Raw genomic sequence first — 14,608 nt, forward strand, 5'->3', positions numbered from 1 at the left:
GCCGATGACTGATCGTTATCTCTCCGTGGCTCGATCCGGGGTCCACGAGATCGAGATCAAGCGCTCCCGGTTCCTCTGCGCGCTCGCCCCGGCGACGTCGGAGGAGGTCGCGCGCGAGTTCATCGCGGGCCGCCGTCGCGCCGAACCGGGCGCGCGACACCACTGCCACGCGTTCGTTTTGGGGCCGGACGGGCGAACCCAGCGCTCCAGCGACGACGGCGAACCGGCCGGTACCGCGGGCACGCCGATGCTGGAAGTGCTGCGCCGCCGCGAGGTCACGGACACGGTCGCGGTGGTGACCCGCTACTTCGGCGGCGTGCTGCTGGGCGCGGGCGGACTGATCCGCGCGTACGGACAGTCCGTTTCGGAGGCACTGGAAGTTGTTGGTGTACTAGAACACCGGCGTCTCGCACGGGTGGAAGTGGCGGTGAGCTACGACCGCGCGGGCCGGCTGGAGAACGACTTGCGCGCGTCGCCGTACTTGCTCCACGCGACGCGGTTCGACGAGAAGGCGCGGTTCGAGATCGGCTTGGCGCCGGGGGAGGCGCCGGCGTTCGAGAGCTGGCTGGCCGATCTGACGAACGGCGAGGCGTCGACGACGCAGCTCGGCGACCACTGGGTGACCCGGGGTTCCTGAGGCGCCGCCGGGCGCGTGCCCGGCTTGGGCGAGGGTCGCGAATGGGTCATCCGCGACTTCGTGTCCGGCTGGTTGGTGGCGGCGGTGCCGCGGGGGTCGGCGGCCGCTGGGGTTGGCGAGTGCCCGCCGGGCGCGTGCTCGGGAGCGTGGGCGCCGCCGGGCGTGTGCTGGGCTTGGGTGAGGGGTCGCGAATGGGTCATCGGCGGCGTCGGTGGTCCCGAACGAGTCATTCGCGACCTCGCGCCCGTCCGGGTGGCACTGGTGGTGCCGACAACCACCGGGTGATCCACCGCGGCCGCGTGGTCCGGTCCGGAACCGCTTGGCGCGCAACGAACTTTCGGTGCTTCCGCCGACCCGCCTTCCCGTGGCACCATGTCGTGCCACCGAGTTCCGGTACCACTTCGATCCCCTGAACGTTGTCAGCGCGGCGCATGCCGAGCTGACAACGTTGTCACCACGCCCGACAACGTTGTCGCCCGGCGGAAAGCGTGCGGCAAGGAGAGGAAGGGTCCATGTCCAGACCACTCTCGAGGCTGTCCAGACGGCTGCGCGCGGCCGTGCTCGCCGCGGCCGTCGTGGGGGCGGGGGTCGTCGCGACCCCGGCCCACGCCGCGACGCTGGCCCTTACGCAGTACGTGAATCCCTTCATCGGCACCGACAACAGCAACTCGCCCAACCCCGTGCCGGGCGGGGCCGGCGGCAGCACCTACCCCGGGGCCACCGTGCCGTTCGGGATGGTGCAGTTCAGCCCGGACACCCCGACCGCGTCGCCGTCCGGGTACCGCTACAGCGACACCGGCATCGAAGAATTCAGCCTGACCCACTTCAACGGCGCCGGCTGCCCCAACAACGAAGACCTCGGCCTGCTGCCGATCACCGGCGCCATCGGGACTTCGCCGGGCACCGGCTGGACCGGGTACGCGGGGCGCTACACCAAGGCGAACGAATCGGCCGCGCCCGGCTACTACAAGAACAAGCTCGACAACTACAACACGACCGTCGAGCTTTCCGCGACCAAGCGGTCCGGCTCGATGAAGCTGACCTACCCGAACACGACGTCCGCGCGGCTGCTGGTCAACACCGGCCGCAGCGCCACCGGCAACCGGAACGGGTCCATCAGCATCAGCGGCAGCCAGCTCACCGGTGCGGTGACCGGCGGGGGGTTCTGCGGTTCCTCGAAGACGTACCAGATCTTCTACGTGATCCAGTTCGACCGCGCGCCCAGCGGGTTCGGCACCTGGCTCGGCGGCACGGTGAGCGCCGGTTCCGCGAGCACCAGCGGCACGAACTCGGGCGGCTACGTCACTTTCGACACCTCGAGCAACGCCACCGTGCAGGCGAAGGTCGGTATTTCGTTCGTCAGCCTGGCCAACGCGCAGGCGAACCTCGCCGCCGAGAGCCCCGGCTTCGACTTCGCCGGCGTGCGGTCGGCGGCCGACACGAGCTGGAACACCATCCTCAATCGCGTCCAGGTGACCGGCGGCGCGGCCGCGGACCTGCAGAAGTTCTACACGGCGCTATACCACGTGTTCCAGAACCCGAACACCGCCAGCGACACCAACGGCCAGTACCGCGGGTTCGACCAGGCGGTCCACACCGCGTCGCACACCGTCTACCAGAACTACTCCGGCTGGGACATCTACCGGTCGTGGGCCGCGCTGATCGGGCTGGTCGCGCCGAACGAAGCCAGCGACATCGCGAAGTCGATGGTGCTGGACGGCCAGCAGGGCGGCCTGCTGCCCAAGTGGTCGCACAACAACAACGAGCACTTCGTGATGACCGGCGACCCCGGGCCGATCGTCGTCGGCAGCATGTACGCCTTCGGCGTCCGCGGCTTCGACACGTCGGCGGCGCTCACGCTGATGGACAAAAGCTCCAACGGCGGAACCGCGCAGGGGCAGGCGATCCGCGGCCGGGAAAGCGGCTACCTCAGCCGGCACTACATCACCGAAGACCCTTCGGACTCGCTCGAATACTCGGCGTCCGACTTCGCGATCGCGCAATTCGCGAAGTCCGTCGGTGACACCGCGAAGTACACCACCTACATGCAGCGCGCCCAGTGGTGGCAGAACGTGTTCGGCACCGATTCCGGCTACATCCAGCCGCGCGGCACCACCGGCACGTGGGCGTGGCCGGTCGTGCCGTCGAGCAACAGCGGCTACACCGAAGGCAACCCGTCGCAGTACACGTGGATGGTGCCCTACAACTACCAGGGGCTGATCAACCTGATGGGCGGCACCAAGACCGCCGTCCAGCGGCTCGACCACCACTTCACCCAGCTCAACGGCGGCCTCACCCAGCCGTACTTCTACATCGGCAACGAGCCCGAGCACGGCGTGCCGTGGGCGTACAACTACGCGGCCCACCCGCAGGGCACCAGTTCGGCGGTGCGGCGCGTGATGAACGAGTCGTTCACCACCGGTGCGGGCGGCGAGCCCGGCAACGACGACCTCGGCGCCACGTCGGCGTGGTACGTCTTCGCCGCGCTGGGCATGTACCCGGCGACGCCGGGTGCGGACGTCCTGGCGCTGCACGGGCCGCTGTTCCCGTCGGTCTCGATCGTCCGCCCGAGCGGCACGATCCAGATCACCGGCACCGGCGCGGGCCAGGGCGCGCAGTACGTGCAGAACCTGAGCGTCAACGGGACTTCGACGACCAGGTCGTGGATCCGCTACGGCGACATCGCGGGCGCGTCGACGCTGAACTACACGATGGGCTCGTCGCCGAGCGGCTGGGGCACGGGCACCGCGGACGTCCCGCCGTCGTACAACGACGGGTTCACGCCGCCGCCTGCCGCACCGGATCTCGGCACGAACCTGGCGCAGGGCAAGGCGGCCACGGGCTCGGCGACGTGCAACTCGGCCGAGAGCGCGGACAAGGCCGTCGACGGCAGCCTGGCGGACAACAGCAAGTTCTGCAGCACCGCGGCGACGAAGTTCCTCCAGGTCGACCTCGGGTCGGCGCAGAACGTGTCCTCGTTCGTGGTCGACCACGCCGGCCTCGGCGGGGAGACGACGGGCTGGAACACCGGTGCGTTCACGATCCAGACGTCGACCGACGGCTCGACGTGGACGACGGTCGCGAACGTGTCCGGTTCGCGCGCCAGCCGCACGTACCACCCGATCACGACGCGCTCGGCCCGGTACGTGAAGCTGAACATCACCACGCCCGCCAACGACGGCAACGGCGCGGCGCGGATCTACGAGTTCGAGGTCTACCGCTGACCCCCCGGTCGTGAGTGTTCAGGGCGGTTCCAACCGTCCTGAACACTCACGACCGGCTGGACCACTGCTCTCGGGTGATGGCGTACTCGACTTCGCCGTGCTCGCTGCCCGGGGCGCGCTCGTGCTCGGGGAACTCCTCGAAGTACGTGCGGACGAACGTCATCCCCAGTTTCTCCATCACGCGCCGCGACCGCTGGTTCACCGTCATGGTGAACGCCGTCACGCGGGTGACCCCCAGTTCGGTGAACCCCTTCGCGAGCAGTGCCGCTGAGCCTTCGGTGCCGTAGCCCCGCCCCCAGGCCTTGCGGTGCAGCCGGTACCCCAGCTCCGGCGCGTCGGGCGGGTCCTGCGGACGCGGGCGGAAATGGAACCACCCCAGGAAATCGCCGGTCCGCTTCTCGATGGCCGCCCAGAACCCGTAACCGGGGAAACGCTCGTAGTAACCGAGGAACGCGGGGAGATCGAGGGTGACGATCTCCGTGCGGTCGGCCGGCAGGCCCCCATTGAGGTACTTCATCACTTCCGCGTCGTCGTAGAGCTCGAAGAGCGCGTCCGCGTCGTTCTCGGTGAACCGGCGGAGGATCAGCCGCTCGGTTTCGAGGAATACGTGCATCGGGTGATGCTGGCAGTGACCCCAGTGCGTGGCAACGAAATTACGCGGCGATGGCGAGGACTTCGCCCAGCGCCTGCGAGCCGGCCTCGGTCAGCAGGGCGGGGACGCGCTCGCCGCACTTGCCCGGGTGGGCCGGAGCGATCATCCCGAGCCGGGCGAGCCGGTGCACGGTGGACTGGTCGCAGCAGCTCAGGCCGTCGATGAAGAGGTCGGGCTCGCAGCTGCAGCTGATTTCGGCGCGGCCCCCGGCCACGGCTCTCAACGTGGCCCGCTCACGATGGTTCAATTCGGTGATCATGGCGGTGCCTCCTTCCGTCTCGCTCATTAGACGCCTCACCACCGACAGTTTCCGCCTCTGAGCGTGCGAACCCGGGTATTTCAGGGGTTCACGTAGGGGTGGCGTGTCGCGCTTTTCCGGGTGATCCCCGGATACCCCTAAGCGAGCGGTTCAAGCGTCGTCTTGCGCAAGTGGCGGAAAACGATCGACGTGCGGAACCCCACGATCTCCCGGCGCAGCGCCAGCCGGTCGGTGAGGAAAGCGTGCAACGCGTCGATGTCCGGCGTGGTGACTTCGATCAGGAAATCGTCACTGCCCGCGGTCACGTACACGGAGAGCACTTCCGGCAGTTCGGCGATCGACCGCTGGAAGGAGTCGATGACCGCCCGGCTCAGCGGCCGCACCTGCGCCGTGACCAGCGCCCGGACGCCGCGGTTGAGGCTCGCCAGGTCGATGTCGGCGTGGTAACCGCGGATCACGCCGCGTTCGCGCAGCAGCCGGATGCGTTCGAGGCACGTCGAGGGCGCGATGCCGACCTTGCGGGCGATGTCCCGGTTGGTCTGCCGCGCGTCTTCCTGCAGGTGCCGCACGATCGCCGAATCAAGTTCGTCGAGCACCGTGACCTCCTCGTCGAACCGAATTTCGTTCGGTACGGCGTCCGCACCGCCGACGATCACTCTAACTTCGGCTGCCATGACCGCACATGAGCACCTCGTCGCCCGGCGTGGCCGTCGATCCGGCGTCACCACGATGGTCGCGATCCACTCGACCGCGCTCGGCCCCGCCGTCGGCGGCTGCCGCTTCAAGCCCTACCCCACGATCGAAGAAGCCGTCGGCGACGTCCTGCGGCTGTCGGCGGCCATGACGGCGAAGTGCGCCGTCGCCGGGCTCGCGTTCGGCGGCGGCAAGAGCGTCATCGCGCCGGAGCCCGGGCGGGTGCTTTCGCCCGAGGAGCGCCGGGACGTCCTGCTCGACCACGCCGACCTGGTCGCCGAGTTCGGCGGGGCCTACCGGGCCGGTCCGGACGTCGGCACCGGCCCGGCCGACATGCTGGTGCTGCGCGAGGCCTCGCCGTACGCGTTCTGCACGCCCGAGTCCGCCGGCGGAACCGGTTCCTCCAGCGGTCCGACCGCCGTCGGCGTGCTCGCGGCGCTGCGGGCCGCCCTCGGCACGGCGGACGTGGCGGGACGCCGGGTGGTGATCAGCGGCTACGGCTCCGTGGGCGCGCACCTCGCGGCGAGCCTGCACGCGGCCGGCGCCGACGTCGTCGTCTCCGACATCGACCCCGCGAAGCGCGCCGACGCCGAGAAGAGCGGCCTGACCTGGACCGAACCCGGGAAAGCGCTCACCCTTACCGCCGACGTGCTGATCCCGGCGGCGGTCGGCGGCGTGCTCAGCCCCGAGACGGTCGCCCGGCTCGACACGCCGCTCGTCGTCGGGCCGGCCAACAACCAGCTCACGGCCGACACCGTGGCCGACGACCTGGCCGCCCGCGGCGTGCGGTGGATCCCCGACTACGTCGCGAGCGCCGGCGGGATCCTGTACACACTCTCGCGCGAAGCGGAGGGCCTGGACCACGAGGCCGCGCTCGCCCGCGTCGAGACGATCGAGCAGACCGTCACGAACCTCCTGGACTCCGCGGAGGCCAACGCGACCACCCCGCTGCACGAGGCGGCCGCGCTGGCCGGGCGACGGCTCACTTCTGGTGCGGCGCCACGTACTCCCTGAAGTTCACGGCCTTCCGGCAGCCTCCCGCAGCGCCGCGAACACCTCGGGTGACGTCGTGAAGTCGCCGAGGCGGACCGGCTTGCGGTCGCCGTGGAAGTCGCTCGACCCCGTCGTGAGCAATCCCAGGTCCGCGGCCACATCCCGGAGTCGCGCGCCGACCTCCGGTGGCTGCTCCGGGTGGTCGACCTCGATCCCGGCGAGCCCGGCCACGGCCAGCGTGGCCAGCTGCGTGTCGGAGACCTCGGCCCGCCGCTTGACCGACCGCGGGTGGGCGAGCACCGCGACACCCCCGGCTGCCCGGACCAGCCTGATCGCGTCCGCCGTGGCCAGGACGTGCTTGGGCACGTCCGCGCGGCCGCCGTCGGCGATCCACTCCGGGGTGAAGGCGTCGGTGATGCCCACGGCGGCCAGCGCCGCGGCGATGTGCGGCCGGCCGAGCGGCGCGCCCGCGGCGATCTCCTTCACTTGCGAAAGGGTGATCGGCGCGCCCAGCTCCCGGCACCGTTCGACCATCCGCACCCCGCGGTGGTCCCGGTCGGTGCGGATCAGCTCGAGCGCGGCGGCCAGTCCCGCGTGCCCGGGAGCGACGAACAGCCCCAGCAGGTGCACCTCGGCGTCGTCGAGCCGGCACGAGATCTCGACGCCGGGGATCAGCTCGATGTCCGAAGCAGCGGACGCCGCGGCCAGCCCCGCGAAGGTGTCGTGGTCGGTGAGCGCGAGTACCGTCAGCCCGGCTTCGGCGGCGAGCCGGGGGAGCTCCGACGGCGGTGTCGTCCCGTCGGACGCCGTGCTGTGCGCGTGCAGGTCGATCGTCACCCGGCGGAGGATCTCACAGCGGTCGCACCCGGTGTGGCTCCCGACATACCCGGCTGGAGAGGTACGCGGGCGCCCGGTCGACTTGAATGGAGGTGTGGAGATCCTCACCGACGCCGCCACGCTCGCGCTCTACACGACCGACGCGTCCAACTACCGCCACGTGCCGCGCGGCGTGGTCCTGCCGGAGTCCGTCGACGACGTCGTCGCCGCGGTCGCCGAAGCCCGCGCCCGTGACCTGCCGGTGATCGCGCGCGGCGGCGGCACAAGCGTCGCCGGGAACGCGTGCGGGCCCGGGCTGGTCATCGACGCGTCCCGCCACCTCGGCGGGGTGCTCTCGCTGGACCCGGGGACCCGGCTCGCGCGGGTGCTGCCCGGGACCGTGCTCGACGACCTGCAGGCGGTCGCGGCGCCGCACGGGCTGCGGTTCGGGCCGGACCCGTCGACGCACAGCCGCTGCACGATCGGCGGGATGATCGGCAACAACGCGTGCGGCTCGCACTCGGTGGCGTGGGGGCGCACGGTCGACGTCGTCCGCTCGCTGGAGGTGCTGCTCTACGACGGCACGCGGCTGCGGTTCGGGCCGGACGAGCCCACCGAAGGCCGGATCTTCGACGAGCTGCGGGCTTTGGTGCGCGACAACCTGGCGTTGCTGCGCAAGGAACTCTCGACGTGGCCGCGCCGCGTTTCCGGCTACGGGCTCGAGCACCTGTTGCCGGAGAACGGCTTCGACGTCGCCAAGGCGCTCGTCGGGAGCGAGGGCACGTGCGTGACGATCCTCGAAGCGACCGTGTCCCTCGCCGAGCTCCCGGACCGGAAAGTGCTGGCGGTGCTGGGCTTCCCGTCCGACATCGCGGCGGCTGACGCGGTGCCGGCGATCCTGCCGTGGTCGCCGCTGACCGTCGAAGGCGTGGACGCCGAGCTGGTCGCGATGCTGCCGGGCCGGGCCGCCGACCTGCCGCCGGGTGGGGCGTGGCTGTTCGTCGAGCTGGCCGGGGACGACCCGGCTTCGCGGGCACGAGCCTTGGCGGCGTCCCTCGATCTGACGGGCTTCGCGATCGTGGACGACCCGGCCGCGCAACGCGGGCTGTGGCGGATTCGCGAGGAGGGCGCCGGGCTCGCGACGCGGCTCGCCGACGGGTCGGAAGCGTGGCCGGGCTGGGAGGACGCCGCCGTCCCGCCCGAGCGGCTCGGCGCGTACCTGCGCGAGTTCAAGGAGCTCATGCGGGCGCACGGGCGCCGCAGCGTCGTGTACGGCCACTACGGCGAAGGCTGCTTGCATCTGCGGCTCGACTTCGACCTGCTGTCGTCCTCAGGCGTGGCGGACTTCCGGCGCTTCCTGGAAGAAGCCGCGGACCTCGTCGCGGCGCACGGCGGTTCGCTGTCCGGTGAGCACGGCGACGGCCAGGCGCGGTCGGAGCTGCTGTCCCGGATGTACAGCCCCGAGATGATGGACGTTTTCGCGCGGTTCAAGGGGATCTTCGACCCGGCCGGGCGGATGAACCCCGGCATCCTGGTGGCGCCCCGGGCGATCGACGCGGACCTGCGCGTGCGCTCGGCGGCACCGGCCGTCGAGGACGCCGTGTTCCTCGGCTACCCCGAGGACCGGGGGAGTTTCGGGCAGGCGATGCGGCGCTGCGTCGGCGTCGGGAAGTGCCGCAACACCAGCGGTGGCGGCGTGATGTGCCCGAGCTACCGGGCCACCCGCGAGGAGCAGCACTCGACGCGCGGGCGCGCGCACCTGCTCGCCGAGATGATCAACGGCGAAGTGATCAAGGACGGCTGGCGATCGTCCGAAGTGCACGATGCCCTCGATTTGTGCCTGTCCTGCAGGGGATGCCTGTCGGACTGCCCGGTCGACGTCGACATGGCGACGTACAAGGCGGAGTTCCTGCACCAGCACTACCGGCGGCGGCTGCGCCCGGCGTCGCACTACTCGATGGGCTGGCTCCCGATGTGGCTGCGGCTCAGCGCGCGGGCACCGCGGCTGGCCAACTTCGTCGGGCGCTCCCGCTTGGCGGGCCTGGTGAAACGGCTCGGCGGGATCGCGGCGGAACGCGATCTGCCGTCGTTCGCGCCTTCGCCGTTCACGCGTAGCCGGGCCGATCTTCGCCGACGGGCCTCGGGCGAGCGCCGGGTGGTGCTGTGGCCGGACTCGTTCAACAACTACCTGACGCCGTCGGTGCTCGACGCCGCGTACGAGGTGCTCACCGCGGCGGGCTACGACGTCGTGCTCCCGGACCGCGGAGTCTGTTGTGGACTGACGTGGGTGTCGACGGGCCAGCTCGGCGTGGCCCGGCGCGTGCTGGACCGGACCCTGGACGTGCTCGCGCCCTACCTGGCCGACGGCTACGAGGTGGCCGGCCTGGAACCGAGCTGCACGGCGCTGTTCCGCGGCGACCTCCCGGCGCTCATGCCGGGTGACGAGCGGGCCTCCTTGCTGGCGTCCCGCACGTTCACCTTCGCGGAGCTGCTGGAGCGGGCGCCGATCCCGTTCGCGGCGCTGGACGTGGACGCGATCACGCAGGTGCACTGCCACCAGCACGCGGTACTGGGCTTCGGCCCCGACGAGTCGGCCCTCGCGGCGGCGGGCGTCCGCAACACGACGCTGGACTCGGGGTGCTGCGGCCTGGCGGGCAACTTCGGCTTCGAGCGCGGCCACTACGACGTGTCCAAAGCGGTGGCGGAGGACCGGATGTTGCCGGCGATCCGCGCGGCTTCTCCGGAGACGGTGGTGGTGTCGGACGGCTTCAGCTGCCGGACGCAGATCGAGCAGGAGTCGGGCCGCCGTCCGGTCCACCTGGCCGAGCTACTGCGGCGTGCCTTGCCCTGAGCCCCACCATGCCGTCGCCAGTGCGTTCAGCGTCGGCGCCGGGGGTGCGGGCATTTCCCTGAAGTACCAAGGGAAGTTGCTGTAGACGTGCAGCAGCGCGTACGCCAGGCAACGGCGGGGATCGACCTGCTGCCCGTAGCCGTCGAGGAACCGGCGCAGGAGGTCGCCGTCGCCGCTCGTCACGAACAGGCCCACCGCCACGAAGTCGTACTCCGCGGCGCCGCGCATCGCGGGTTCGAAGTCGAACAGGCCGGTGATGCGGCCGCCGTCGAGCATGACGTGGTCGCGCATGAACTCCGTGTGCAGCGGCACGACCGGCGGCGTCCCGAGGTCGACGGCGTCGAGGAACACCGGGACCTGCGCCACCCACGTCTCGTCCAGCCCGGTCCGGCGGTGGTGGGCGACGGCCTTTTCGCGTTGTCCGGCGACGAACGCGGTCCAGCCGGCCGGCGGGAGCGCGGCCAGCCGCGGGTCGTCGAGCGCGTGCAGCGTGGCCAGCAGCTCGCCCAGTTCGGGCATCAGCCGCCGCCTGTCCTCAGTGGACAGTGCGGGCCAGGCTTCCTTGAGCGTCCGGCCGGGCAGGCGTTCCATCAGCAGCCAGCCCCAGCCGTCGTGCTCGCCCGCGTCCTTCAGCGCCGGCGTCGGCAAACGGCCGTGCAGCACTTCGAGCGCCGTGCGTTCGGTGGTGAGCTCGTCGCGGTACAGCGGCGGGTACAGCTTGAGGACCAGGTCGTCGCCGGCGGCGTAGACCGGCAGCGAGCCCTCGGTGAACGGCACGACGTCGTCGCGGCCCAGCAGTCCGGTGACCGCGGGCAGCAGGCCGGCGCGGGTGAGCGCCGCGAACCCGGCCTCGGTCGCCGCGGGCGGGAAGGGCACCATGATCCCGACGGTAGGGCGGGTGTCCAGCGGTTATTCGCTGCGCTCCAGCAGCGTGCGCGTCGCGGTGAGCACGAGGCGGCAGACCTCCTCGGGGTCGGCGCTGGCCAGCGGCTCCTTGCCGGAGATCTCGCGGACCAGCGCGATGCCCATCAGCCAGGCGAGCGCGAGGTCGGCGCGCAGCTCGGCGTCCGGCGCGTCGGTCAGCGTGGCCAGCACGCGGGCGTACTCCTCGCCGATCTCCTGCCGGATCGCGGCCGCGACGCCGTCGCTGCCCGATGAGCGCAGGTACGTCTCCAGCGTCCGGTTCCGCGCGCCCTCCGGCGCCAGCATGCTGAGCAAGGAAGCGCTGAAGAGCCGTTCGGGCGGCGTGGCGGCCAGCTGTTCGCGCCCGTTGCGCGCGATGACCGCCTCGAACAGCGCTTCCTTGCTGCCGAAGTACCGGAAGAGCAGCGACTGGTTGACCCCGGCCAGCTTGGCGATGTCCCGCACGGTCGTCCGGTCGAACCCGCGCTCGGCGAACAGCTTCGCGGCGGCGTCCAGCAGCGCCAGCCGCGTCGCGGCCGCGTCCCGCTTCCGGCCGGGCTGTTCGCTCACCGGTGCAGGCTAACCGGCAAACCGGACGCGCGTGCGCCCGCCCTTACGAGCCGGTGAGGCGGATCGCGGCGGCCGGGCAGGTCAGCTCGGCCTGGCGGACCGCCTCCTCCTCGCCCGCCGCCGGCTCCCCGGTGAGGAGGACGACCGTGCCGGTCTCCTCGTCCTGGTCGAACGTGCCCGGCGCGAGCAGCACGCACTGCCCGGAAGCGACACAGCTGGCGGTGTCGGTGGTGATCTTCATCGGCTCACCACTCCACGGGGACGCGGTCGACGCCGCCGGCCACGCGGTTGGTGCGGACCCCGATTTCGTCGATCCCGACCGCGAGCCGCAGGCCCGGGAAGCGCCGGAACAGCTTTGGGAAGACCGTGCGCAGCTCGGTGCGGGCCAGGTTGGCGCCGATGCAGACGTGGGCGCCGGTGCCGAAGGCGAGGTGCACGTTCGGCGTCCGGTCCGGGTCGAACTCGTCGGGGTCGGCGAACACGGCCTCGTCGCGGTTGGCCGCGTCGCTGGAGATGAGGACGGCGTCGCCGCGGGTGATCCGGATGCCCGCGACCTCGACGTCTTCGTGCGCGTAGCGCAGCAGGCCGGTGCCGCTGGTGGCGGTGAGCCGCAGGATCTCCTCGACGGTCTGCGCCACCTGGCCCTCGGGGTCGGCGGCGAACCGGTCGCGGCGGGCGGTGTCGGTGAGCAGGAACAGCGTGCCCATCGCGATCCGCGTCGACGTCGTCTCGTGGCCGGCGAACAGCAGCCCGGCTCCCATCCGCGCGAGGTCGTCGTCGGTGAACGTCGGGTCGTCGGCCTGCACGGCGACCATGTCGGAGATGACGTCGGGCTGCGGGTCCGCGCGCTTGGCCTCGGCCAGTTCCGTCATGTAGGCCTTGAACTCGGTCATCGCGGCCTGGGCGTCTTCGCCGCCGTCCATCATGGCGATCCGCTCGGACAGGCCGCGGAACTTCTCGCGGTCCTCGTAGGGCACGCCGAGCAGCTCGCAGATCACCAGCACGGGCAAGGGGAACGCGAGGAAGTCGGTGAGGTCGACCGGCGCGCCGGGGTCGGCGTCGCGCGCGGCCTGCAGGTCGTCGAGGCAGCGGTCGGTCAGCTCGGCGATCCGGTCACCGAGGGCCCGCATGCGCGGCGCGGAAAAGGCGGGCGCGAGCATCCGGCGCATCCGCTTGTGCTCGCGCTCCTCGCTTTCGAAGTCCCCGCTAGGGCCGTCCTGCACGGCGGCGTAGGAGATCCGCGACGCCTGCTCCGGCGCCGGGTGCGACCGCCCGAAGCGCTTGTCGCGGAAGACTTCCTTGGCCTCTTCGTACGAGGTGATGAGCCACGCCGGATCACCTGCTGGGGTGAGCACGCGGCTCACCGGCGCCTGCCGTCGCAACGCTTCGTAGTCCGGCGCGATCTCGAGCGCGTTGCCGCGGGAAAAGGGGAGCCGAGGCGTCTGTTCGGTGGTGGTCATGCGTCGCTCCTGGGGTCGCGGTTCAGGTCGGAAAGCCAGCGGAGTTCGGCGTCGAACCGCCCGAGCACGTGCCGCAGCGCGGCCCGGCTCCACGGATCGGCCTGCCCGGCGGCGAGCTCGGTCAGCCGGCGGTGCTCGGCGGTCAGCGCCCGTTCCCGGACTTCGAGCACCCGCGCCCGTTCTTCCGGGCGCAGCCACCCGAAGTTGCCGACGCGCGCCAGGAATTCCTCCTGGCTGAGCGCCAGCTCGGGCGGGAAGTCCGCCAGCATGTCGTGCAGCAGCTCCCGCCCGACATCGGTGACGGTGTAGACGTGCCGCGGCGGCTTGGCCTCCTGCTCCTCGGCACTGCGGCTCACGGCGCCCGCGTCGACGAACCGCCGAAGCGTGGGGTACAGCGAGTTGTTCGACAAGGTGTGCCCGGTCGAGGACTCCACGGCTTTGCGCAGTTCGTAGCCGTGCATCGGTTCGCGGGCCAGCTTCGACAGCAGGAGGATCTCGATCCACACCTAGGTCACCGTAACCTAGTCCTTGGTGACCCGGCAATGGCTCACGGTGACAGGTGGGCGGAAACTTTCCGTTACGGCGGTGACATGGAGTGATCGTTCAGGTGACTCTCGTGCTCGGCCGCCTCAGCACGCGGGGCGGTGCATCTGCGCGGCACCCGAGGTGTCGAGCCGGATGGCGTCGCTGCGGGGCACGATCACGGCCGTGCCGGTGCTTGCGCTCCAGCCGGACGGGACGAACAGGTACTGATCGCCCGACTGCATGATCAGCTTGAGCCCGTCGTACCGGTACTTGAACGCGGCTTCCCGGTTCTTGCAGTCCGTCCTGGTCACGCCCGGCGCGGAGATGCTCAGATCTTTTTCGGTGTACAACGCGATATCGGGATAGCTCGCGAGACTTTCCAGTACTTGCTCGCCCCGGCGGGACCCGACCGAAGCGGAATAGTCGGCGGCGGCCCAGAACAGGCCGACGACCACCAGGAGAAAAACCGCCGACCACTCCCAGAAGACGGTGAATTCCGGTGTGGGCGCTTCTTTGCTGTTCGCGCGGTTCCGGTACAGGTGTGCGGCGGCCGTCAAGCAGAGGATGCCGCAGCTCAGGCCGAGTCCGGGAAGGGTGGGGACCTCTTCGAGGCCGGCGGGGTCGGCGATACCGACCGCGGCCAGCGCCAGGAGTCCCGAGCCGATGAGGACGGCTGCGCTCCCGGCGATCCACGTGCCGGCCTTCCGGTTTCTCCGGAGCAGCAGCTTGATCGCCGGGTGGACGATCCAGGCGGTGGCCAGGACCGCGACGGCCAAGGTGGTCAGGGGGACGAAAAGCCCGTCCGCGCTGCGAAGGAGGTAGTCCTGGGTGGTGAACTTCATCACCGTGTAGTCGACGCCGAAGGTTCTGAGGAACCAGTAGGCGTGCAAGAGGCCGAAGTAGTACATCAGTGCCGTGAGTGCCGCGGTGGGTCCGATCGCCGCGGCGATCGCCTTCAAGGTGGAAGCCGGTGTGCCGGGGAAGCCGGACGGCGGTCCGGCGACGTCCGTCGTCCCGGGTTCGGA

Annotated in this window: 14 protein-coding genes; 4 read left to right on the forward strand and 10 right to left on the reverse strand. The window is 70.9% G+C overall.

The genetic code is table 11. The annotated features are described in order from the left end of the window. Window positions 1-4: 4 nt before the first annotated feature. Together MUY14_RS01380 and MUY14_RS01385 are read left to right on the forward strand one after the other, a co-directional pair. Window positions 5-637, forward strand: coding sequence for a YigZ family protein (locus MUY14_RS01380; protein WP_247019966.1), 633 nt, complete (start codon window positions 5-7; stop codon window positions 635-637). 512 nt (window positions 638-1,149) lie between these two features. After that, window positions 1,150-3,861, forward strand: coding sequence for a GH92 family glycosyl hydrolase (locus MUY14_RS01385; RefSeq protein ID WP_247019968.1), 2,712 nt, complete (start codon window positions 1,150-1,152; stop codon window positions 3,859-3,861). 46 nt (window positions 3,862-3,907) lie between these two features. Here MUY14_RS01385 and MUY14_RS01390 read toward each other — a convergent pair whose 3' ends face one another. The 3 genes from MUY14_RS01390 to MUY14_RS01400 form a co-directional block, all read right to left on the reverse strand. After that, on the reverse strand, window positions 3,908-4,474 hold the full coding sequence (locus MUY14_RS01390; protein WP_247019970.1) for a GNAT family N-acetyltransferase: 567 nt from the start codon (window positions 4,472-4,474) through the stop codon (window positions 3,908-3,910). A 40-nt stretch (window positions 4,475-4,514) separates the two neighbouring features. After that, entirely contained in the window at window positions 4,515-4,772 is a 258-nt protein-coding gene (locus tag MUY14_RS01395) for a hypothetical protein (RefSeq protein ID WP_247019972.1), read from the reverse strand. 137 nt (window positions 4,773-4,909) lie between these two features. Then, a complete protein-coding gene (locus MUY14_RS01400; RefSeq protein ID WP_086862591.1) occupies window positions 4,910-5,368 on the reverse strand; it encodes an Lrp/AsnC family transcriptional regulator in 459 nt (152 codons plus the stop codon). A gap of 76 nt (window positions 5,369-5,444) precedes the next feature. Between MUY14_RS01400 and MUY14_RS01405 the strand changes: the two genes are divergently transcribed. Next, window positions 5,445-6,479, forward strand: a complete 1,035-nt coding sequence (locus tag MUY14_RS01405) for a Glu/Leu/Phe/Val dehydrogenase dimerization domain-containing protein (protein ID WP_247019974.1) — start codon at window positions 5,445-5,447, stop codon at window positions 6,477-6,479. Between the two features lie 3 nt (window positions 6,480-6,482). Here MUY14_RS01405 and MUY14_RS01410 read toward each other — a convergent pair whose 3' ends face one another. Next, window positions 6,483-7,295 carry a PHP domain-containing protein gene (locus MUY14_RS01410; protein ID WP_247019976.1) on the reverse strand — a complete coding sequence of 271 codons (813 nt, stop codon included), beginning with the start codon at window positions 7,293-7,295 and terminating at the stop codon, window positions 6,483-6,485. 94 nt (window positions 7,296-7,389) lie between these two features. Between MUY14_RS01410 and MUY14_RS01415 the strand changes: the two genes are divergently transcribed. After that, complete coding sequence (locus MUY14_RS01415; protein WP_247019978.1) at window positions 7,390-10,125, forward strand: FAD-binding and (Fe-S)-binding domain-containing protein; 2,736 nt, start codon at window positions 7,390-7,392, stop codon at window positions 10,123-10,125. On the opposite strand, the gene MUY14_RS01420 is transcribed toward MUY14_RS01415, so the two are convergent. From MUY14_RS01420 to MUY14_RS01445, 6 genes are all read right to left on the reverse strand, one after another. Next, window positions 10,102-11,004 carry a phosphotransferase family protein gene (locus tag MUY14_RS01420; protein ID WP_247019981.1) on the reverse strand — a complete coding sequence of 301 codons (903 nt, stop codon included), beginning with the start codon at window positions 11,002-11,004 and terminating at the stop codon, window positions 10,102-10,104. The genes MUY14_RS01415 and MUY14_RS01420 overlap by 24 nt on opposite strands. A gap of 30 nt (window positions 11,005-11,034) precedes the next feature. Then, window positions 11,035-11,598 carry a TetR/AcrR family transcriptional regulator gene (locus MUY14_RS01425; protein WP_247019983.1) on the reverse strand — a complete coding sequence of 188 codons (564 nt, stop codon included), beginning with the start codon at window positions 11,596-11,598 and terminating at the stop codon, window positions 11,035-11,037. 43 nt (window positions 11,599-11,641) lie between these two features. Next, complete coding sequence (locus tag MUY14_RS01430) at window positions 11,642-11,839, reverse strand: ferredoxin (protein ID WP_247019985.1); 198 nt, start codon at window positions 11,837-11,839, stop codon at window positions 11,642-11,644. Window positions 11,840-11,843: 4 nt separating this feature from the next. Further along, window positions 11,844-13,058 (reverse strand): cytochrome P450, encoded by a 1,215-nt coding sequence (locus tag MUY14_RS01435; protein ID WP_247019987.1) that lies wholly within the window; start codon window positions 13,056-13,058, stop codon window positions 11,844-11,846. Continuing rightward, the gene (locus tag MUY14_RS01440) at window positions 13,055-13,564 is read right to left on the reverse strand and encodes a PadR family transcriptional regulator (RefSeq protein WP_247019989.1); all 510 of its coding nucleotides are present in this window, start codon (window positions 13,562-13,564) and stop codon (window positions 13,055-13,057) included. Before MUY14_RS01440 ends, MUY14_RS01435 begins: the two co-directional genes overlap by 4 nt. A 123-nt stretch (window positions 13,565-13,687) precedes the next feature. Continuing rightward, on the reverse strand, window positions 13,688-14,542 hold the full coding sequence (locus MUY14_RS01445) for a hypothetical protein (protein ID WP_247019991.1): 855 nt from the start codon (window positions 14,540-14,542) through the stop codon (window positions 13,688-13,690). Window positions 14,543-14,608: the final 66 nt, after the last annotated feature.

The sequence above is a fragment of the Amycolatopsis sp. FBCC-B4732 genome, assembly GCF_023008405.1.
Lineage (GTDB): Bacteria > Actinomycetota > Actinomycetes > Mycobacteriales > Pseudonocardiaceae > Amycolatopsis > Amycolatopsis pretoriensis_A.